Source organism: Mucilaginibacter gracilis, from assembly GCF_003633615.1.
Lineage (GTDB): Bacteria > Bacteroidota > Bacteroidia > Sphingobacteriales > Sphingobacteriaceae > Mucilaginibacter > Mucilaginibacter gracilis.
The window spans coordinates 5,515,875-5,536,991 of the sequence record NZ_RBKU01000001.1 but is presented as its reverse complement, the minus strand read 5'-3'; the positions used below and the strand labels follow the sequence as shown (position 1 = coordinate 5,536,991).

20 protein-coding genes and 1 tRNA gene are annotated in these 21,117 nt (G+C 43.2%); 8 read left to right on the top strand and 13 right to left on the bottom strand.

The features are described 5' to 3' along the window. Positions 1–18: 18 nt before the first annotated feature. From BDD43_RS24570 to BDD43_RS24550, 5 genes are all read right to left on the bottom strand, one after another. Positions 19–2,469, bottom strand: coding sequence for an outer membrane beta-barrel protein (locus BDD43_RS24570; protein WP_121200654.1), 2,451 nt, complete (start codon positions 2,467–2,469; stop codon positions 19–21). Positions 2,470–2,792: 323 nt separating this feature from the next. Continuing rightward, positions 2,793–3,623 carry a DUF4097 family beta strand repeat-containing protein gene (locus BDD43_RS24565; RefSeq protein ID WP_121200652.1) on the bottom strand — a complete coding sequence of 277 codons (831 nt, stop codon included), beginning with the start codon at positions 3,621–3,623 and terminating at the stop codon, positions 2,793–2,795. Positions 3,624–3,642: 19 nt separating this feature from the next. Beyond that, positions 3,643–4,509 (bottom strand): DUF4097 family beta strand repeat-containing protein, encoded by an 867-nt coding sequence (locus tag BDD43_RS24560; protein WP_121200650.1) that lies wholly within the window; start codon positions 4,507–4,509, stop codon positions 3,643–3,645. A 13-nt stretch (positions 4,510–4,522) separates the two neighbouring features. Further along, on the bottom strand, positions 4,523–5,341 hold the full coding sequence (locus tag BDD43_RS24555; RefSeq protein WP_121202109.1) for a zf-HC2 domain-containing protein: 819 nt from the start codon (positions 5,339–5,341) through the stop codon (positions 4,523–4,525). 12 nt (positions 5,342–5,353) lie between these two features. Beyond that, positions 5,354–5,902, bottom strand: a complete 549-nt coding sequence (locus BDD43_RS24550) for an RNA polymerase sigma factor (protein ID WP_211339730.1) — start codon at positions 5,900–5,902, stop codon at positions 5,354–5,356. Between the two features lie 163 nt (positions 5,903–6,065). On the opposite strand from BDD43_RS24550, the gene BDD43_RS24545 reads away from it, so the two are divergent. Beyond that, positions 6,066–6,596, top strand: coding sequence for an O-acetyl-ADP-ribose deacetylase (locus tag BDD43_RS24545; protein WP_121200646.1), 531 nt, complete (start codon positions 6,066–6,068; stop codon positions 6,594–6,596). A 124-nt stretch (positions 6,597–6,720) separates the two neighbouring features. Here the strand turns inward: BDD43_RS24545 and BDD43_RS24540 are convergent, their stop codons facing one another. Next, positions 6,721–7,254: an RNA methyltransferase gene (locus BDD43_RS24540; RefSeq protein WP_121200644.1), complete on the bottom strand. Its 534-nt coding sequence runs from the start codon at positions 7,252–7,254 to the stop codon at positions 6,721–6,723. Between the two features lie 3 nt (positions 7,255–7,257). Beyond that, complete coding sequence (locus BDD43_RS24535; protein WP_121200642.1) at positions 7,258–8,427, bottom strand: galactokinase; 1,170 nt, start codon at positions 8,425–8,427, stop codon at positions 7,258–7,260. A gap of 262 nt (positions 8,428–8,689) precedes the next feature. Here BDD43_RS24535 and BDD43_RS24530 point away from each other — a divergent pair, with 262 nt between their 5' ends. Beyond that, positions 8,690–8,983 carry a YciI family protein gene (locus BDD43_RS24530; protein WP_121200640.1) on the top strand — a complete coding sequence of 98 codons (294 nt, stop codon included), beginning with the start codon at positions 8,690–8,692 and terminating at the stop codon, positions 8,981–8,983. A gap of 143 nt (positions 8,984–9,126) precedes the next feature. Here the strand turns inward: BDD43_RS24530 and BDD43_RS24525 are convergent, their stop codons facing one another. Next, positions 9,127–9,405, bottom strand: a complete 279-nt coding sequence (locus tag BDD43_RS24525; RefSeq protein WP_246001781.1) for a hypothetical protein — start codon at positions 9,403–9,405, stop codon at positions 9,127–9,129. Positions 9,406–9,539: 134 nt separating this feature from the next. Here BDD43_RS24525 and BDD43_RS24520 point away from each other — a divergent pair, with 134 nt between their 5' ends. Beyond that, entirely contained in the window at positions 9,540–9,764 is a 225-nt protein-coding gene (locus BDD43_RS24520) for a hypothetical protein (RefSeq protein WP_121200638.1), read from the top strand. A gap of 36 nt (positions 9,765–9,800) precedes the next feature. Here the strand turns inward: BDD43_RS24520 and BDD43_RS24515 are convergent, their stop codons facing one another. The 3 genes from BDD43_RS24515 to BDD43_RS24505 all read right to left on the bottom strand — a co-directional run bounded on the left by BDD43_RS24515 (position 9,801) and on the right by BDD43_RS24505 (position 12,482). Continuing rightward, positions 9,801–10,031 (bottom strand): hypothetical protein, encoded by a 231-nt coding sequence (locus BDD43_RS24515; protein WP_121200637.1) that lies wholly within the window; start codon positions 10,029–10,031, stop codon positions 9,801–9,803. Between the two features lie 523 nt (positions 10,032–10,554). Continuing rightward, positions 10,555–11,676 (bottom strand): ISAs1 family transposase, encoded by a 1,122-nt coding sequence (locus BDD43_RS24510; RefSeq protein ID WP_121195558.1) that lies wholly within the window; start codon positions 11,674–11,676, stop codon positions 10,555–10,557. Between the two features lie 101 nt (positions 11,677–11,777). Next, positions 11,778–12,482 carry a hypothetical protein gene (locus BDD43_RS24505; RefSeq protein ID WP_121200635.1) on the bottom strand — a complete coding sequence of 235 codons (705 nt, stop codon included), beginning with the start codon at positions 12,480–12,482 and terminating at the stop codon, positions 11,778–11,780. 162 nt (positions 12,483–12,644) lie between these two features. Here BDD43_RS24505 and BDD43_RS24500 point away from each other — a divergent pair. Further along, a tRNA-Arg gene (locus BDD43_RS24500) sits at positions 12,645–12,719 on the top strand. 114 nt (positions 12,720–12,833) lie between these two features. Here BDD43_RS24500 and BDD43_RS24495 read toward each other — a convergent pair. Continuing rightward, positions 12,834–13,301 (bottom strand): Lrp/AsnC family transcriptional regulator, encoded by a 468-nt coding sequence (locus BDD43_RS24495; RefSeq protein WP_121200633.1) that lies wholly within the window; start codon positions 13,299–13,301, stop codon positions 12,834–12,836. 167 nt (positions 13,302–13,468) lie between these two features. On the opposite strand from BDD43_RS24495, the gene BDD43_RS24490 reads away from it, so the two are divergent. The 3 genes from BDD43_RS24490 (at position 13,469) to BDD43_RS24480 (ending at position 17,946) form a co-directional block, all read left to right on the top strand. Next, positions 13,469–14,530, top strand: a complete 1,062-nt coding sequence (locus BDD43_RS24490; protein ID WP_121202107.1) for a PLP-dependent cysteine synthase family protein — start codon at positions 13,469–13,471, stop codon at positions 14,528–14,530. 12 nt (positions 14,531–14,542) lie between these two features. Further along, complete coding sequence (locus BDD43_RS24485) at positions 14,543–14,989, top strand: protein-disulfide reductase DsbD domain-containing protein (RefSeq protein ID WP_121200632.1); 447 nt, start codon at positions 14,543–14,545, stop codon at positions 14,987–14,989. A 128-nt stretch (positions 14,990–15,117) separates the two neighbouring features. Continuing rightward, on the top strand, positions 15,118–17,946 hold the full coding sequence (locus BDD43_RS24480) for a M16 family metallopeptidase (RefSeq protein WP_121200630.1): 2,829 nt from the start codon (positions 15,118–15,120) through the stop codon (positions 17,944–17,946). A gap of 301 nt (positions 17,947–18,247) precedes the next feature. Here the strand turns inward: BDD43_RS24480 and ychF are convergent, their stop codons facing one another. Then, on the bottom strand, positions 18,248–19,345 hold the full coding sequence (gene ychF, locus BDD43_RS24475; RefSeq protein ID WP_121202106.1) for a redox-regulated ATPase YchF: 1,098 nt from the start codon (positions 19,343–19,345) through the stop codon (positions 18,248–18,250). Between the two features lie 270 nt (positions 19,346–19,615). Between ychF and mgtE the strand changes: the two genes are divergently transcribed. Then, positions 19,616–21,001, top strand: coding sequence for a magnesium transporter (gene mgtE, locus BDD43_RS24470; RefSeq protein ID WP_121200628.1), 1,386 nt, complete (start codon positions 19,616–19,618; stop codon positions 20,999–21,001). Positions 21,002–21,117: the final 116 nt, after the last annotated feature.

Genomic DNA, 21,117 nt, shown 5'->3' with positions numbered 1-21,117 from the left:
TTTTAATTATTTTATTGGTTAATTCCTCACCCTGTCTTGTTCGCTTTCGGCACTGCTGTTTCGCCTTTTTTCGTTTTTGGGTGTTGTGCCAAAGTTGTAGGTAAAGCCCGCCGTTACAGATCGGTTTCCATTATCATTATGGTAGGTTGCAAGTACATTGGGTATATTGGTAATGTTGCCTGCCGAATAATTGCCCTTAAAAATATCTCTCGCACTAAGCTTTATGGTGCCTTTATTGTTGAGTACCTTTTTTGATATGCCAACGTTTATCTGCTCGCGGTAAATATGCGTAAACTGCGCGTCTCTGGCTGGCGATAAATAAAATGCACTCAGTTCGGCCGCCCAGCCGTTTGTAAAATTGAACTGGTTAACCTCGTTTACATACAAATAGGTTGTACTGTTGTTGATGAACGAATTAACGAGCTGCCCCGAAAATTGATTATGGTCTAACTCGCCGTTTAGGGTAAAGTTAAACCATTTTACAGGTTTTAATGCCCAGTAAATTTCAAACGCCCAATGTACGCGCTGGCCCAGGTTCATGGTTGTGGCTAAAAAAATATCGCCTTTTTGCATATCGTATTCAACCTGGTAATCGTTAATTACATTATAGTCTACCGTTAACGAGAAGCAGCTTTTGTAGCCATACGTTAGTTGGTACTCGCTGGCAAACTGAGGCTTTAAAAAGGGATTGCCCTCAAACTGGCTATACTTATCTAATATGGTTACAAAGGGGTTTAAATCCTGATAGTACGGCCTGTCTATACGCCTGCCGTAGGATAGGTTTAGCGTGTGCGAGCCCGCAGTATCTAACTTATACAACACATAACCTGTTGGGAACAGGCTGGTATAGTGCTGTGTAAAAGCCGAATCGGGACTTTGGGCGTTGCCCAGTTGGTGGCCGCTTACGTTGGTGTTTTCGGCCCGCAGGCCAAACTGTGCCGAAAAACGCTTATACTCTTTATTAAAATTAACGTAAGCCGCGTTAATGTTTTCTTTGTAAATAAAGTGGTTGCTGTTGTTATTATCAACGGTGCTAACGTTGTTAAGCACGTTAAAGTAATAGGCGGCATTATCGGTATTTACGTAGCTGGTTTTAAGGCCGCTCTCAAACTTGCCTTTGGCGCTAAGGGGTTTGGCATAATCGGTTTTGGCGGCGTAAATGTTAATGTTGGCAGGCAAATCGTCGGTAATGTTTTGCTGGCTACCCAAAACACCTGCGTTGTTATAGCTGCTGTTGCTAAATGATTGTGTACGGCCCGAATTGTAATTTAGGTAATCTAAATTAAAACTCAGTTCGTGGCCTTTTTGCTCAAACTGGTGGTTGTAATTTAAATTGCCCCCTTTGTTGTAAAACTTGCTGCGGGTGGTGTTGTAGGCTATTATGGCCGAATCTGTTTTGCCCTTGCTATCGGTTATAAAACTGTTTACCGGGTTGGTATTGCGGCCCGTTGTAAACATACCCGTAAGCACAACACCAAACGTTGTTTTGGGCGATAGGTAGTAATCCATCCCCATTTTAATGTTGGGGTTATAACTCATGGGGTGAAAAAATGCCGTTTCGAGGTAGCCCGATGTGATGTTGCCCTGCCCATTAAGGTATGTGCGTGTAACATCTAAGCGGCGGTAATTATTGCCCACGCCGTAACCCATATTGGCAAACAGGTTAATGTTGTTTACATGGTAGTTTAGGTTAAGGCTCTCCAGCGTGCGCCAGTATTTGGCCCGGCCTACGCTGGCGGCAAAAGTGCCGTTAAAACCTGCATCCTTTGATTTTTTTGTTTTGATGTTGATAACCCCCGCACTGCCCGATGCATCATACTTAGCGGGTGGGTTGCTCATCAGCTCAATTTGGTCTAGTTGTGAGGCCGGGATGGCTTTAAGGTAGTTAGCCAGGTTTTCGCCGGATAGGTAGGTGGGTTTATCATCAATCATCACCATAACACCACCTTTACCTTTAAAGCTAATGTTGCCATTTTCGTCTACAACAACCCCCGGCGATTTCTCCAACACTTCAAGCGCGTTTGCACCTGTATTGCTAATCAGGGCATTTACGTTTACCACCGTGCGGTCTATTTTATGTTCTACAAAGTTTTTTTGCTCGGTGATGGCAACTTCTTGCAGGGCTTTGCTGGTTTGCACCAAAATAATAGCGGGTAATTTTATAGCCTGCCCGGTGCCTGTATTTATTGGTGTGCCGCGGTAGGTGCTATAACCCATTGTGGTTACTGCTATGCAATAATTACCTGCGGCCAGGTTATCAAACAAAAAACTACCATCGGCATTGGCAAGCACTGCTTTTACCGTTGCCGAATTCTTGGCGGCAATTAAGGTAACGCTTGCGCCGTCGATAGGTTTTTGTGCTTTATCTAACACCAGGCCACTAATTTTAGCCGTGTTTGTTTGCGCCTGCGCAAAATTTTGAGCAAGGCATAGCCATATGGTAATTAAAACCAGTTTAAAAGTTTTCATAAGGATGAGGATGGGAAGGGTGGTGATTGTTTATTAACCTAATTCCTTACAGGAATTAAAAAGAGATGTTATTTAGAGTTTGAATTTTAAAAAAGGAGCATTGGCCCGTGCTATTCCCTCCTAACGGGAGGGTGCTGGGAGGGGTTTATTCGCATTGCTCTCGCATAAACCCCTCCCTGCCAATCACAACCCAACGCACCCCTCCCCGGGGAGGGAATAAAAAAGCGTCTGTAATAGATATAGGCCATTTAGGCTGTTGAGGTAGATTAAGAACGTTGTTGAAACATTGAGCCCTTAATAACTCAATAACAAAAGCCCAACAACTACTTAGCTTTACGCAGATAGATGTTGCCGTTCATGGTTTTCATCAGCATTTCGGGGCCGCCGCCGTTAATTTTGCCGTAAACGGTTTCATCAACCGATAGGCGGTACATGCCCTGGCTATTGCTTTTGCTAACTTTGGGTATTTGCCTGTCGGCAGCAATATCAAAATCGCTGTAAACGTTGCCCTGGTCCGATTTTAGTTTAACGTTAGCCTTCAGGTTGGCCGGGAAAACTACGTCAACACTGCCATTAAGGGTTGAAAACGCCATAGGTGCCTTATTATCAACAGCTTTAAAGTTAACCTTAATGCTACCGTTAACCGTATTGGCCACTACCGAACCAGATATATCGGTTAAGGTAATAGAGCCGTTGGTGTTTGATATTTCCAGATCGCCGCTAACGTTGCTCACCCAAATACCCCTACCGTTAACGGTTGATAGTTTTAAATTGCTCACACCACGCGGAATTTTAATATTCAGGTTTATATTTTTCATCGGCATATCGGTATTAATGGTAACAACGTTGTTTCTTTCTTTAGCGGTAATATCAAGGCCGCCACCGCCGGCAATGCGTTTCATTCCGCCTTTGCGTTCATGGTCATGGTCGTCGTCGTCATCTCTTTTTTTCGATTCATTAATCACCTCTATCACAACATCTTTACCCTCGTAGGTGCTTACTTTAATGGAGCCAAAAACAAGGTCGACACTCAATTTATATGGTTTTCCGGGGTCGCTCAACGGAACTACTAACTGATCTGGCTGTTGGGCCATTAACCTTGCGGATAACAGCGCGGCGGCTATTAATGCGCCTGTATATTTAATTGCTTTCATTATTTTGTAAATTTATTAATTAGGATTGTTTTTTAATATAGATGTTCCCGTTAAGGGTTTCGTATTTAAACAGTTTGCCGCCTTTGCCAACGCGCACCTGCACATCTTTATTAAGGCGGTAAACGGTTGCATTATCTTTTTTACTCTGGTTTTTGGTAATTACTGCCGGTAAGGCCTCTACTTCGGGGAAATCGGTATAAAAAGCACCGTTCATGCTTTTAAACTGCATATCTGCCGATAAATTGGCCGGGTAGGTAATGGTTAACTTACCGTTGATGGTTTTGTATGACGACTCGCTATTGGGCACCGCCACGTAATTAACCGTAATTGGGCCGTTAACCGTATACGCCGCGGTTGCGCCTTTGGCATTAATTATACTAATTGGGCCATTAACGTTATTGGTTTTTAGCGTGCCATACACATCTTTTACATCAATACTGCCATTGTTAACTGTTGATGCATTGAGGTTTACATTGTTGGGCACCTTTACCACAAAATTAAGTTTAACGGTGTAGTGTACATTGTCGCTATCGTAATGCCAGCCGCGGGCACTTGGTTTGGTGTACCAGGGTGCGATAATGTAGGCCATAATGGTATCGGCGTTTTGCTCAAACTTTAATTTAAACTCATTTTTGCCTTGTTCTACATCGGCATTGGTGTTGCCGCTTATCGTCTCGTCAACTTCTATCAATACGTTGTTGCCGTTATAGCCCTCAACCGTTACCGAACCAAAGGTGTTGTATATACCTACTAAAGTATTGGCTGCCGGTTTTTGCAGGGTAAATTGCTTGCTAATGTGGGTTTTATAATCTTGTGCGGTGGCGCTCAATTGGGCAAGGCAGAGGCCGTATCCCGCCAAAAGCGGAATTAAAAACTTTGTTTTCATAATGTTATAAGGGTTAAATTAAAATTTTAATGGTTTGGCTTATTTTATCGCGAACGGTGGTATTGAGGTTTTTTTGCTTCAGCAGCTCTTTAAACTGTGTTATCGATTTCTTTTCCTGCAACTTGAGCATCAAGTCGGCAATGGCCGATTGCATGAGCGGCGAATCTTGCTGACTGATTGACTGTATCAAGCCCTGTCTAACTTCCGGGTGGTTGGCTAAATGGCTCAAGGCATCCAGCGTGCTTAACCTAACATTTACATTAGGGTCGTTATTAAGGGTTGCCAGCAGGGCGTCAATCACCTCTTTATCGGCGTGTTTAATTTCGGGCGTATAACTCACCCCACGTATCCGCTCCGAAGCCGAAGGGTTTTCCAGCAACGATAGCATCATGGTTTGCTTTAGTTCGTGTACCTCGTTGTTAAGGGCCTGCAATTGCTTATCATTATTATTGCTGCCGCTGTTGTGCATGTAAAAAAAGCCGCCACCTAAACATATTACCAATATGGCAAGGTTATAAGCCATTGGCCATTGTGGTTGCATTTGCCATAAGCGGCTCCAGCCTGCTTTGGCGGTTTGCCAAAAGCCATTTTTTTGCTCGGCAACTTCCTGCTTGTAAGTGTTAAGCATGGCATTAAACTTAACCTGTAAATGTGCCGATGGCTGGGGCGTTTCAATAGTGCCCATGATATTCCATAGCTGTTGCATAGCCAATAGTTGGGCAGTGCAATTGGGGCAGGCGGCTAAGTGCTGCTCCATGTTTTCCCTTTCGGGGATGCTGAGATCCTGGTTTATAAAATCTGTAAACAGATCCTCGTATTGCTCACATTTCATCTTTATCTCTGTTTAGCTTACCATTTTTGTATAAATATTTTTCAACTCGCACATAGCGCGGTGTACGCGCACCTTAACTGCACCTTCGGTAATGTTAAGTATTTGGGCAATTTCCTGGTGCTTTAACTCCTGGAAACGGCTCATGGTTAATATTTCGCGTTGGTCGGTGCTTAGTTTACTCATTGCCTTATGCAGTTCTTGTTTTTCTTGTTTTCGCTCCAGTTGGCCGTCGGTACTCATATCGCTTGGCAGTACTTCGGCCATGTCTTCGGCACTGTCGTGCAGGTGTTTTTTATTTTTTTTAGCCTCGTCAATAATCGTATTACGGGCTATGCTGTACATCCAGGCAACAAATTCGCCGTCGCCGGTAAAAGTGTGGCGGTATTTAAGCATCTTATAAAAAACCATCTGCACCATATCTTCGCTGGCCTCGCGCTTATACGTCATGTGGAACAAAAAGCCGTAAAGCTGCCTGTTGTACCGCTCAAAAAGCAGCCCCATGCGGTCAAGGTCTCCGGCTCGCACTTTCAGCATAATAGCATTATCGGTCAGCGTATTCAATTTGTTTTATTGTTGTTATTTGTATTGGAAACTTAACTAAAATAAAATGGTTACAGTAAAATTTTAATTTTTTAATATGGCAACAAAAAACGGTATGTTACACTGTTAATAAACAACTAAACAAGGCACCTTGTAAAACTGTTACCAATAAATAAAACTCACCATGTACGGTAAAATAACATTAGCCAAAGGCGACATTACCAAAATTAAAGCAGATGCTATAGTAAATGCCGCCAATAGTAGCCTTTTAGGTGGTGGCGGGGTTGATGGCGCTATTCACCGAGCCGGGGGCAAGGCCATACTTGATGAGTGCATTGCCATACGCAACAAACAAGGCGGCTGTAAAACCGGCGAAGCTGTGATTACCACCGGCGGTAACTTACCTGCAAAATATGTAATACATACCGTTGGCCCGGTTTATAACAGCGGCAAGGGCCAGGTTGCCCAACTGTTAGCCAACTGCTATAACAATAGTTTACAATTGGCGCTTGCGCATGGTATACAAACCATAGCCTTCCCTAATATTAGTACCGGTATTTATGGTTACCCAAAACAACCTGCGGCACAAATTGCTTTTGACACAGTTACCGCTTTTTTAAACGCAAACCAGGGCATTGCCGAAGTTGCCTTTGTTTGTTTTGACGATGAAAGTTTTAATATTTATAGAAGCCTGCTTGAAGCCGAAAATGGATAAGGCAGCGCTAAACACCGAATGTTAATTCAAAATAATTTTTGCCGGGAGCTTATTAAACAGCCAGCTTTTACCATGCTTAATTAACGGTTTTTTTGTGAGGATATTTTTTGCAGGAGCAGGTTGCTTAACTGAGATTCAATTTCGAGAAAAAGTCCCACAAAATAATACCTGCCGATACCACAATATTAAAGGAGTGTTTGGTGCCAAACTGCGGTATTTCAATACAGCCGTCAATTTGTTCCATTACATCGTCGGCAACGCCGTTTACTTCGTTGCCAAAAATAAGGGCGTATTTTTCGCCGGGTATGGGTTCAAACTCGTGCAGTTTGGTGCTATCAACGGCCTGTTCAATGGCAATAATAAGGTAACCATCAACCCGAAGCTGGTGCACAGCTTCGAGTGTGGTGGCATAATGTTTCCAGTTAACCGAGTTGGTTGCGCCTAGTGCAGTTTTTTCTATTTCGCGGTTTGGCGGTGTGCCGGTTATCCCGCAAAGGCAAACCACATCTACCGCAAAAGCATCCGACGTGCGGAAAACCGAGCCTACGTTGTGCAGGCTGCGCACGTTATCTAAAACAACGGCAACGGGCAGTTTATCCTGCGCCTTAAACTCTTCAACACTGGCGCGGTTAAGCTCGTCTAACTTTAATTTACGCATGGGTTATACAATAACGGCCTCGTGCAATTCGCCAACGCCGTTACCAATAAGCGAGCTATAAACCGATGGTGCATAACCAACTTTGGCGGTATAGTATTCGGTTAGGCCTGCGGTAAAGCTATCTAAACTATCTTTTTTAACCAGGGCAATGGCGCAACCGCCAAAGCCGGCCCCCGTCATGCGGGCACCTATTACGTTTTTATCGGTTGCGGCGTATTCAACCACGGCATCCAGTTCGGCACCACTAACCTCATAAAGCTGTTGTAACGAGTTGTGCGATGCGTACATGAGCTTGCCAAACTCGGCCAGATTATTTGCTGCAAGTGCTTTGGCGGCTTGCTTTACCCGGTCGTTTTCGGCAACTACGTGTGTGGCGCGGTTAAGTACTGTAGGGTTGGTAATGAGGTGTTTAAACTGCTCAAAAATGGGCACGGTAAGTTCGCACAGGTTGCTAATGTCCAGCTCAAGCTGTAACTCTTTTAAGGCAGTTTGGCATTCTTGCACGCGCTCGTTGTATTTAGATTCGGCCAGTTTGCGCGGTTTGTTGGTATTGATAATAGCCAGCAGGTAATCGCCCAGGTTGCTGTCAACAGCTTCGTAGTCAAGGGTATCGCAATCCAGCATCAGGGCTTTGTTCTCTTCGCCAAAGGCAACGGCAAATTGGTCCATAATGCCGCTGTTAACGCCAATAAACTCGTTTTCAACCTTTTTGGCCATCAGCACCAGCTCGAGCTTGCTAAAGCCGCCTTTAAATAACTCGTTAAAAGCATAGGCGGTAACCACCTCGATAGATGCCGACGACGACAGGCCCGAACCAATCGGGATATCGCCATAATAAAGCATATCCAGGCCCTGCACCGCGGTGCCGCCTTTTACAAAATAATGGATAACGCCCAGCGGGTAGTTAAACCAGCTATCGCCATCTTTTTGATACGAGTTTTGGATTGGCGCTTCCAGCTCTTCTTTAAAGTTTACGCTTTTAAACCTCAATACACCATCGTTATTGGGCGCGGTTAACATGTAGGTACCCAGGGTAATAGCGCAAGGCATTACCAGGCCGCCGTTATAATCAATATGTTCGCCAATAAGGTTTACCCGTCCCGGCGAAAAAAAGGTGTGTTGAGCTTCGGTGCCGTAAAGTTTTTGAAACTCCTGTTGTAAATTATGTTTCATGCAGATTGTGTAATTGGTTTTGCAAATGGGCAACCATTTAAAATTCAAATATCCCTAAAATAATTTAATATTGTAATAGATACACTAACTATTGTTGATTTCGGATCTTTGATTTTCGATTTGGGATTTGTTTTGATTTGGATGTTCTCCCCACGCGAAGAACGCGTAGGTAGAAAGACAGATCCCAAATCGGAAATTCGGAGCTAAATCAATCTCAAATCGAACATCCGAAATCCGATATTAAACATATGCAAATAAAACCATGAACCAATACGTAATAACCGGCCACGATTATACCGATGACGGTGCTTTAGAACGCCGCATGCAGGTACGCCCAAAACACCTGGAAGGCACCCTGCAACTTCGCGCAAGCGGAAATTATATTTTAGGCGGCGCAATACTTGATGATGATGGCCGCATGGTAGGTTCGGTAATGATATTGCAGTTTGAAACCCACGGGCAATTGTTGGCCTGGCAAAACCAGGAGCCTTATATTGTTAATAAAATTTGGGAAAATATTGATATTAAACCTTTTAAGGTAGCTAACGCGGTATAAAAAAAACGCCATTGCTATTTAAAATAACAATGGCGCCGGTTCAATCACAATTAACTAAACATAAAAACCACGAACCTGCCCTTTAACTGCTTTTATAACGTATTAACTTAAAAATAGGTTGCCTTTGTAGTTAAAAAATATGGTTAATCTAGTTCGGTGCAGTAATAGCCGCGCCGGGTAAGCAGGTCGGCAATGTTTTGCTGGCATAAATGGCTGGTTACAATGCGCAACACGCAGTCAATGTCTTCTAAATCAACGTTCCAATGGCTTATTAGCGGGTGTGCATCTAAAAGGGGTTTTAGGGTAAATTTATCGCCCTGGGTTTTAATGTTGGTTTTAAATATCAGTACATAAGGCTCTAACTCGCGATAAAAATTTGGCGGCGTTGCCCGGTTTTGGTTTACTAAATAAAGCTTTTCCATAGTAATTTAGTTTTAAATATGGGTGCAAATTAGTTGCCCGGGATGACAGCCCTATGTCAGCAGTTAACTGCGCCGCTAAAATAAAATTACACCATGGCCCTAAACAATTAATTAACCTTACCGTTTATAACTGAATGAACGATAAATTGGATATTGAGTTAACGCCCTTTGAGGCTGTAACCATGCTGGGCTTTTTACGCGAATTTAATTATACCGAAAACCCGCTGTTAAAAGCACTGGGTGATGTTGTACAATCGTTTGAAGATGAGTTGTACAAAAAGATAAGCAAAACCCAGTTGGAAGACGCCTTTGCCGAAATAGAACTTAAAAAACTGATAAACCAATGCCCGGATCAATAAGTGCTATTTGCGCCTATGGCGTTATTTATCAATAAATTATATGCGGTAGCGTAAAGCAATCGAATCGCCAATGGCGGCAAGCAGGTTTCCGTTAGGGGCGTTTTCGTCCTGTGCTTTCCACCGGCCCATGTTTTTATACAATTTATAGGTTTCGCCCTTTATAGAAACCGTAATATCATCTTCCATAACCCAGGGCTTGTTGTTGAGGATGTAAAAAACAACGTCCGAATTGTTGTACGTTAGGCGTAAAGGTAATGTTGTGTTCATGTTTTGGTTATTTAATTTTGTAAATCTTTTATAACCAATATGATACCAAAGTGCTAAAATTAATTGTTTGTTGCTTTAAATTAACTATTAGTAAATTAAATGCGCGTTATTTAAAAAAGCTAACTGAGTGCTGTATGTTTTTTGGGGCGCAGGGTGTATGCTGCACTATACCTGTTATTTAATAAATATATAGTGCCGTGTACGAGGCTTGTAAAAACTGTGTATTAGGGTGTTACTTATCTACACAAATGTGTATAATTTATGTTGATAAGCTTATTTTATAGCTATTGTAATTTACAATAGCCGTTAATAAATGCCAGGTTGGTTTATTATTTAAAACTGTTTAAACGTTTTGGCAATAAACACTGATGTGTTGTGAAGCATTACTGCCCAAACTAATTAAGCCTACTGTTAGTGGCTGTAGTTTGCAAAGGTTTCTAGCTTTTGATCTGCGGAATGCACGGTATCATATAAATCGCAATAAGTTATGTTGCCCTCAAACGAGTTACTCAGGGCCGACGCATTAGGAATTTGTTTTAGCGATTAATGAAAGAAGAAATTTATGGTTCCACCCGGCCATTTTTCTTTTTGCTTTCAGGCTGGCCTTACTGGTTTTGTCGGCTTTTAGGATATTTAGGGCTATCTTTCTGACTACGGCAAGGTTTTGGGCGGTCTGTTTGTTCCGTGTGGTATTGTAATCTTCGCCAAATCCGACATCCAACTGCCAGTGCAATTGGTTCTCAATGCCCCAATGTGCGCGGATGGCTTGGTTAAAATAGGCAGCATCAGCACGGAGGCTGGAGATATAGTAGCGGTCTTGTATGGAGTGGCTGTCACCTATTATCCTTTCCGAGGTTATTTTGATGATGGTCTTTATTCCCTTCCAATTTTCCTTTTCGTCAACCCAGTTAAGTTCATGAATGACTTTGCAGTCTCTGATCTCCGCCCGCCCGTGGCCCTTATCCAGGTGCTGGCTGTAACTGTCTTCTTTAAAGTTGAACTGATTGATTACCTGTTCATAAAGTGTTTCCTGGTTCTGTTTCAAAGCAAGGATATAATCGCCCTGGCTTTCGACAATCTGTTCAGCAATCGCTTTCTGTGTACCCATTGCGTCGATGCTTACTACCGCCCCTTTGATGTTCAATAGCGATAACAATGCTGGGATCGCCGTAATCTCATTGCTCTTGTCATCCACTTTTTGTTGCCCCAGTACCAACTGGTTACGACCCGACCAGGCGCTTACCAAATGCAAGGCCCCCAACCCCTGGTGTTTGCAGGCGCTGTTACAGATGCTCTTTCCATCGATAGCGATCAACTCCTTTTCGCCAGACAGGCCCGACTCCTCAAGACCCCGGCTAAGTTCCGCTGTCCAGGCACGAAAACACTGTTCAAAAAGCGCCGAATCGATCAGCATAAAAACCCGGTTGATCGTGTCATGACTGGGTATGCCGTTTTCAAGAGGCAGCAACTGCTTTAAAAAATCTTCTTTCTCCTTCCCGAATTCTTCCATCTCGTACCAGCTTTCTGCACCACATAGAACGGCCAATACCGACAAAATGATAACTTCCAGTAAATTGTGTTTCTTATTATTACCTGTACGAGGATCAGGTATCCATCTAAAATGATTGTGAAGTGAAGTCGTCATATGCTTTTACAAAGAAAAAACGCTAACCCGACTCTAATCCTCCCGAAACCACAAAAGTTATACCTACGTTTCCAACACTTTGTTCATAACCATATCAACTTTTAACTATTCTTATGCGTCAGCCCTGACGAGTTACTGTAGTAAAAAATATTTTTACCCAATATTTTGTAGCGCAGTGTGGTTTTATAATTACCCATTGATACAGGCGCAATAAACGATAACGAATTACCTGGTGCAATATGTTTTAATAAATAACTGTTACCGCAGGTGCTAAACTGCCAGTACTGCACCGCGCGCCACTGGTTTTGGCCAATAAGGGCTTCTAAAATACCAATAAAACTCCAGTCCTGCATTTGCAGTGCAACATCATTGGGGGTGTTGTTAACCATATAAATTAATTGCTGGCCGGCATTGCTTGCCGCATGGTATTTTTTTGCCAGTGTAGCAAAATTCGCTTTTTCCTGTGCTATAATAACGGCCTTTTGTGCTGCCGACGCTTGTTTCCATTCGGGCTTTATCAAACTAAAAATACTGGTGTCAACACGCTGGCTTTGCGATAGGTAATAGTTTTCGGAAACCGATATAAAATTTACGGGTTTAAATTGGGGGTTAACAATAATACTGAACTGGTTTTTAGGAGCCTTTGCCAATGCCAAAGTTTGTTGGTTGATGCCGTATTGATTGCTGGCGCAACTTATGGTATTTGCGCAGTTAGGCTTTAGCAAATTGTATTTTTGAGCCTGTGCGGTGCCAATGTTTATAATTAACATTAAAACAATGGCCTGGGTATTAAAACGGTTTTTCATCCTTACGTTTTTTTAGGATGATGTAAAGGTAAATGGTATTCCATAAAACTGCTGAAAATTTTTATACTTGCTCAACACGCAAACTGCTAAAGCTGTATCAAATAAAAATGCGGGTACAATTATTAGAAAATTTAACCACCGGAATTTATATCTTTGCGGAATGTTTCTGTAGTTCAACGGATAGAATTGCTGATTCCGATTCAGCAGATATGGGTTCGATTCCCTTCGGAAACACCACACGGCAAGTTGCCCGCATAGTTTTAACCAGGCCGCTCCCCAAAAGGGCGGCCTGTTGTTTTAATAGCTAGCCCTTGCATACTTCATTGCACCATGCAGGCTTGCGCGCATAAACTATAAAGGGTAAGCGGTAACGCTTTTAGTTTCGGATAGTACAAAAAAGCTTTGGATAGAGTTGATGTTGGGTAAGGTGGCTAATTTGTGCCGGTAAAAATCGTGATAGGCATCCATGTCGCTGGTGGCAATGCGGAGTAAAAAATCAAAGTTTCCGGTCATCTGGAAACATTCCATCACTTCGGGGAATTTCATCACCTCTTTTTCAAACTGGTAAAGGGTATCTGCCGCGTGGCCGTTTAATAACACCTGGCTAAAAGCTATTAACGATTTTTCTATCTTTTTTCGGTTCAATATCGCAACCACCCTATCAATATAGCCTTGTTCTTTTAAACGCCTTATGCGCTCGTGTATGGTAGCAATTGATTTTCGTAACGTAAACGATATTTCTTTATTGGTTAATTGGGCGTCTTTTTGCAAAAGCCGTAATATATCTATATCTGTTGGGTCTAAACCAGGTATCTTCATCCAAATTAAATTAAAAACCGAAAAAAGTTAAGGGTGTTAAAGCTAAATGGCCTCTAAATTATCAAAAATATCAATAATTTGTTATTTATCCGTAAAATTTATGGTTTTATCAATATTGGTTGATAGTAAATTTATATATATCGAGATTTACCGTAAATAATTACAAAGTGAGCGAAGTTTTGTTAGCCGGTTTAAACACCGATTTGGAAAGTAAATTTGAAAACCTTTGGCACCTGGTGGGTAATACCCCCATGCTGGAGCTGCAATACCAATACAACGGTAAACCGGGTAATATTTATGTAAAGTGTGAGCATTATAATTTAACAGGCAGTGTTAAAGATAGGATGGCCCTTTACATTATGTACCAAGCTTACCTAAACGGACAAATAAAACCCGGCGATACTATAATAGAAGCCACAAGTGGTAATACAGGTATTGCCTTTGCCGCCATTGGCAGGGCATTGGGCCACAATGTTAAAATAATTATGCCTAACTGGTTAAGCAAAGAGCGCATAGACATTATTAAAAGCATGGGTGCCGAGGTTATTTTAATAAGTAAAGAGGAGGGAGGCTTTTTAGGCAGCATTAAACTTGCCGAAAGTATGGCCAGCGAGTTGCCCGATATTTTTTTACCCCGCCAGTTTGAAAACCTGTATAACGCCGAGGCGCACCAAAAAACTACCGGTACCGAAATATGGCGGCAACTGCAAAGCATCAATAAAAAACCGGATGCTATTGTAGCAGGTGTTGGCACCGGCGGCACAATTATGGGTATTGGCACGTATTTACGCAGTATGCACCCGGCGGTTAAAATACATCCGTTAGAGCCTGCCGAATCGCCAACGTTAACAACGGGTTATAAAGTGGGCAGCCACCGTATTCAGGGCATATCAGACGAGTTTATACCCGCCATTGTTAAGCTGGACGAACTGGACACTATAATTAAGGCCAACGATGGCGATGCTATTATTATGGCGCAAAAACTTGCCCGGCAACTGGGCCTAGCCGTGGGCATATCATCGGGAGCAAACGTAATTGGCGCCATTAAACTTAAAGAGCAAATGGGCAACGATGCTACCATTGTAACCATGCTTTGCGACGATAATAAAAAATACCTGAGTACCGATTTGATGAAAACCGAACCGGTTAAAGACGGTTATTTATCATCAAACGTTACATTTACGGGCTACCACCCCATTAGCAGGCTTAAAGAATCATTCATACAATAAACCATAAAAAAAATGAAAAAGTTATTATTTACAGTATTTGTTTTTTTGCTGTGTACACAGTTACACGCGCAAATATTAACTCCGGTAAAATGGAGCTATGCCTTTAAAAAATTAGGCAACAACGAGGTTATGATATTGATGAAAGCCACTATTGACGAAGGCTGGCACGTTTATTCGCAAACGGTTAAAGATGGTGGCCCGGTAAAAACAACGTTTACCTTCCCGGCATCAAAAAGCTACACCGTGGTTGGCAAAACCATTGAGCCAAAGCCAATAACCCGCAACGAAAAAGTGTTTAACATGGATGTTTCTTTTTTTGAAAACTCGGTTGTGTTTCAACAAAAAATAAAATTAAAAACCGGCCAGGCCACCGTTAAAGGCACCCTGCAATACATGACTTGTAACGACAGGCAATGCCTGCCGCCCGAAGATGTTGAGTTTACCGTAGCCGTTAAATAAACAAAGCTGCCTAAATTAAAATACTGGCCGCTAAGGTTTATGGGCAAACATGCCTCATCAAACTGCCTGCATCATATAAAAAACAAAGGTTGGTAATGCTTCCGTACTTTAAAAAGTAACTAAAAACAATGCAAATAAAAAACATCTGTCTGGCTATAGCCGGAACCCTGGTATTGGCCGCAAATGCACTGGCGCAACAAAAACCTTTACCGCTTGATGTGGCGGTGCGTACCGGTAAATTGCCCAATGGCTTTACCTACTACATACGGCACAACGAAGAGCCCAAAAACAGGGTGGTATTTTACCTGGCCAACAAGGTAGGTTCGATACTGGAAACCGACGAGCAGCAGGGCCTTGCCCACTTTATGGAGCATATGAGCTTTAATGGTACCACGCATTTCCCAAAAAATGAGCTGATAAATTACCTTCAAAAATCGGGCGTGCGCTTTGGTGCGGATTTAAACGCTTATACCAGCTTTGACGAAACCGTTTACCAACTGCCATTACCTACCGATAAGCCCGATGTACTGCAAAATGGCATCCAAATTATGCGCGACTGGGCGCAGGAAGCAACTTTAGACCCGGTTGAAATTGACAAGGAACGCGGTGTGGTTTTAGAAGAAAAGCGTTTGGGCAAAGGTGCCCAGGAGCGTATGCGCCGCCAGTATTTCCCCATGCTGCTCAACCAATCGCGCTATGCCAGCCGTATACCTATAGGTACCGAAGAGGTATTGAAAAGCTTTAAACCCGAAACCATCAGAGATTATTACCATACCTGGTACAGGCCCGATTTGCAGGCGCTGATTGTGGTTGGCGATATTGATGTGAACCAGATGGAGCAAACCATTAAGGCCAAATTTGGCGATTTAAAAAACCCTGCTGCCGAAAAAGAGCGTGTAAAATATACCATCCCGCTAACGGGCCAAAACCATTTCCAGTCGGTTAGCGATCCGGAGATGACATCTATCGTAGCAGAGGTTATCATTAAACACAAGGCTACCGGCTTATCAACCGCTTCGGATTATAAGGCATCTATGATTAACAGCTTGTTTAACAGCATGCTTGGTGCGCGTTACGCCGAACTGCTAAGGCAGGCCGACCCGCCTTATATACAGGGTGGTGCCGATATAGACGATTTTTTAGGTGGTTTGGATAACTTTAGCGCAAGCGTAGTGGTTAAACCACAGGGCATGGAAAAAGGTTTAAAAGCTGTATGGCGCGAAACCGAAAGGGTAAAACGCTTTGGCTTTACGGCTACCGAGTTGGATAGGGCCAAGCAAAGCTATTTGAGCCGTATGGAGTCGGCTTTAAAAGAGAAAAACAAAACCGAATCTGAAAGTTATGTAAAAGAATACCTGGCTTACTTTTTAAAAAATGAAGCTGCCCCGGGTATAGATGCCGAATATGAATTAGTTAAAGCTGCCCTGCCGCAAATTACCCTTGCCGACCTGGCTAAAACAGCGCAGCAATACATACGCAACGATAACCGCGATATTTTGCTAATGGCTCCCGAAAAGGATAAAGCCGGATTGCCTGACGAGGCTACCGTTAACGGATGGCTGAAAGCCGTTGAGGCCGAAGATTTAAAACCTTATAACGACGAGGTAAGCACTTTAGCTTTACTGGCTAAACAGCCAACGCCGGGTAAAATAGTTAACCAGGTTAAGGATGCCGGCCTGGGCATAACCACCTTAACCCTTAGCAACGGCATTAAAGTGGTACTAAAACCTACCGATTTTAAAAATAACGAAATTATGTTTGGCTCTTTTTCGCCAGGCGGCACGTCGTTGTATCCCGATGCCGATTACCAGAGTGCTGCCAACACGGGCATTATACCATCTTTTGGTGCTGGTAATTATAACACTACCGAGTTGAGCAAGTTTTTATCGGGCAAGCAGGTAGCGGTGCAGCCTTACATTAGCGAGCGCGGCCAGGGTGTTAGCGGTGGCGCTATCCCTCAAGACCTGGAAACGGCCCTGCAACTTTGCTATGCTTACTTAACCGAACCGCGTAAAGATGCAAACCAGTTTCAAAGCATCATTCAGCGTTCAAAAGCAAGTTTGGCCAACCGTGGCAGCGATCCTAATAGTGTTTTTAAAGATTCGGTTAGCTCCTTTTTAGGCAACTATAACATCCGCCGCACGCCGCCAACGCTTGCCAAGTTAGATGCTATAAATTTAGATAAAGCATACCAAATTTATAAAGAGCGTTTTGCCAACGCTGCCGGCACCACCTTTGTTTTTGTGGGCAGCATTGATGTGGAAACCATTAAACCTTTGCTTGAAAAATACATAGCCTCGTTACCGGTAACCGGTGCAGCGCAAGCGGCTAAAGATTTGGGCATCCATCCGCCCGAAGGCCGTTTCCAAAAAAATGTTTATAAAGGCACCGAGCAAAAGGCTACAGTACAACTGTTTTTTACAGGCAATTTTGCTTACAGCGCTAACGAAAAACAACAGTTAGATGCCTTGAAAGAAACCCTTGAATTTAGGCTGTTAGAGCGCCTGCGCGAAGATGAAGGCGGTGTTTACACGCCTGGTGCTTATGCTAATGTGGCCAAGTTGCCAAGCGCGCGTTACAACTTTATTATTGCCTTTGGCTGTGCGCCGCAAAATGTTGATAAGCTGATAGCTTCGGCGCTTGACGAGGTGGAGAAACTGAAAACGCAAGGCCCGCCGCAGGTAAACGTTGATAAGTACAAAGCCGAGGAACTGCGTAGCCGCGAAACTAACTTTAAAACCAACAAATTTTGGTTAAGCTACCTAAGCGGACAGTTACAAAACAACGACCCGCTAACCGAGCTGGATAGCTATAACAATAATTTGCAGGCCATAACGCCCGAAAGCCTGAAACAAACTGCTCAAAAATACCTGAGCGGTAAAAACTACATCAGGTTTGTGCTTTTGCCCGAAAATAACAGCAGTACAACAACGCCTGCAAACCCAGGCGGAAAATAAGGAAATGAAATAAAACTCATTAAAAATATAGAATTGCCGCCAGACACTTCCTCTCGTTCTTTATCGTTTTTTCATTGCGTAAAAATGAAGTCAGTTAAAAGTTAATAAAAAAGCACCTCTTGCTGGCATAGAGGTGCTTTTTTTATGATGAAGAATTCAGAGTTCAGAGTCAGGAGTCAAGACGCTAGAGTCAAGACAGGAAAAAAACAGATACAAAAAAAGCCAGAACCAAGAACCAAGACAAAGTTTTAAAACTCATCTTGCCTCTTGATTCTGGCTTCTTGTTTCTGATTTAAACGAACTAAACGTTAAACCTGAAGTGCATAATATCGCCGTCGGCAACTATGTAGGTTTTGCCTTCTACGCTTAGTTTTCCGTTTTCTTTGCAGGCGTTTTCTGAGCCGTATTTTACAAAATCGTCGTATTTAATAACCTCGGCGCGGATAAAGCCCTTTTCAAAGTCGGTATGGATAACGCCTGCCGCTTGCGGGGCGGTAAAGCCCAGGGTAATGGTCCAGGCGCGTACTTCCTGCACACCGGCGGTAAAGTAAGTGGCCAGGTTTAAAAGCTTGTAGGCGGCTTTAATTAACTGTGTTACGCCCGATTGGGTTAAACCCAAATCGTCCAGAAACATCTGGCGCTCTTCATACGAGTCTAACGACGCAATTTCCGATTCTATTTGAGCCGAAATAACCAGCACCTGTGCATTTTCGTCTTTAACGGCGGCCTTAACTTTTTCTACATAAGCGTTGCCCGTGTTTACCGATTTTTCTTCCACGTTGCATACATACATTACCGGTTTGGCGGTTAGCAACCACAGGTCGGCAATGTAATCCTTATCTTCTTCGGCAACCGGTGCAGTACGGGCCGATTTACCTTCCAGCAAATGGTTACGGTAAACGTTTAACACATCGTAGGCACGTTTTTGTTCCTTATCGCCAATTTTGGCACCTTTTTCAACCTTCTGAATCTTTTTTTCTATCGATTCCAGGTCTTTCAGTTGCAACTCGGTATCAATAATTTCCTTATCACGTATCGGGTCAACAGATCCGTCAACGTGTATCACGTTATCATCATCAAAACAACGCAAAACGTGTATAATAGCGTTTGTGGCGCGTATGTTACCTAAAAACTGGTTGCCCAGGCCTTCGCCCTTGCTGGCGCCTTTAACCAGGCCGGCAATATCAACTATTTCAATAACGTTGGGCACTACGTTTTTAGGATTTACCAGTTCGATAAGCTTGGTTAAGCGCTCGTCCGGAACGGTAATAACACCCACATTGGGCTCAATGGTGCAAAAAGGAAAATTTGCCGCCTGCGCCTTGGCGTTTGATAAGCAATTAAAAAGTGTTGATTTACCCACATTTGGCAAACCTACTATACCACACTGTAGTCCCATGTTAGTTTTTGATTTGGGTTCATGGTTCATGGTTCACTGTTCATGGTAAGACGATGCTTACGGTGAACTATTTAAACCATAAATCATAAACTATAATTTTTTTTAAGGCTCTATGAACTATGATCCATTAACTATGAACCCTCTCCATCAAGCCAATTAAATTTCGCGCAAAGATAACAGAAAAACTGTATTGTAATTTGGAAAAATAACCGACTTTTGCGCCACATAAAGTTTTGTGCCTATTGCTGATAATTTAAAATAAGAACGTCTATGAAAGAAATGGTTGAGGAATTGGAGTTAATTCTAAAAACGGAGGATGAGGAACAACTCCGTGCGTATTTGGATAATCTTAATATTTCGGAAGTAGAGGAACTTATTGATGAGATGCCCGAAATGGCCGCTTTATTTATCCAATCCATATCCCTTAACCGCGCGGTAAATGTTTTTAGGATATTGGATTTTCCTACTCAGGAACGGATCATTAAAAAACTTCCGGGTGCAAAAATAGCCGAGATAGTTAGAGAATTACCTCCCGACGACCGTACCGCCCTTTTTAGTGAATTACATGGCGATACCGTTAAGGCCATGATACTACAGCTACCTGCCGACGACCGCAAAGAAGCCCTGATGCTATTAGGTTACAAGGAAGACAGCGTTGGCCGACTGATGACCCCCGATTATATTACCGTTAAAAAATCCTGGGACGTTACCCGCGTACTTACCCACCTGCGCAAGTATGGCAAAAACTCGGAAACGATTGACGTTTTGTATGTGATTGACAGCAGCGGCGTACTGGTTGACGATATACGCATACGCGATATACTTTTGGTTGAACCCGAAACCAAGATAAGTACCCTGATGGATAACCGCCTGATTGCCCTTAACGTGAACGACCCGCAGGAGGAAGCCATTAACGTTTTCCGGATGAATAACCGCACTGCGCTGCCCGTTACCGATGATAACAACATCCTACTGGGCATTGTTACCGTTGACGATATTTTGTGGATTGCCAACGAAGAGTATACCGAAGACATCCAAAAAATTGGCGGTACCGAAGCGCTGGACGAGCCGTATCTGGATATTAACATTATGCGCCTGGTTAAAAAGCGCGTTGGCTGGTTAATTATTTTATTTTTAAGCGAGATGTTAACTACAACGGCCATGCAATCATACGGTGGCGAACTGGCTTCGTTAACCATGCTGGCATTTTTTGTGCCGCTCATTATATCCAGCGGTGGCAATAGCGGCTCGCAGGCTTCTACGCTTATTATACAGGCTATGGCCCTGGGCGAGGTTAAACTGGTAGACTGGTGGCGCGTAATGCGCCGCGAAATTATTTCGGGTTTATTACTGGGCACCATATTGGGCATAATAGGCTTTTCGCGCGTTGCCATATGGACAACCTTTAGCGATATTTACGGCGAACACTGGCTGCTAATGGCCTTTACAGTTGGCTTTTCGCTGATAGGGGTTGTACTCTGGGGGTCGCTGGCGGGCTCCATGCTGCCACTCGCCCTCAAAAAAGTAGGCTTTGACCCGGCAACTTCTTCCGCACCATTTGTAGCCACCCTGGTTGACGTTACCGGACTGGTTATTTACTTCAACATAGCCATGCTAATTTTCGGCCATATTTTGAAAGTGCCGGTGCATAAGTAAGTTAAGGAACAGAACAAATATTGAACATCGAAATTGGTGTTATAGTTCGTCGCTCCCGCAAGCGTCATCGCTTGTGGTGGATATGCTCGGTTTGCCGTAGTTTGTCATTACTTGGA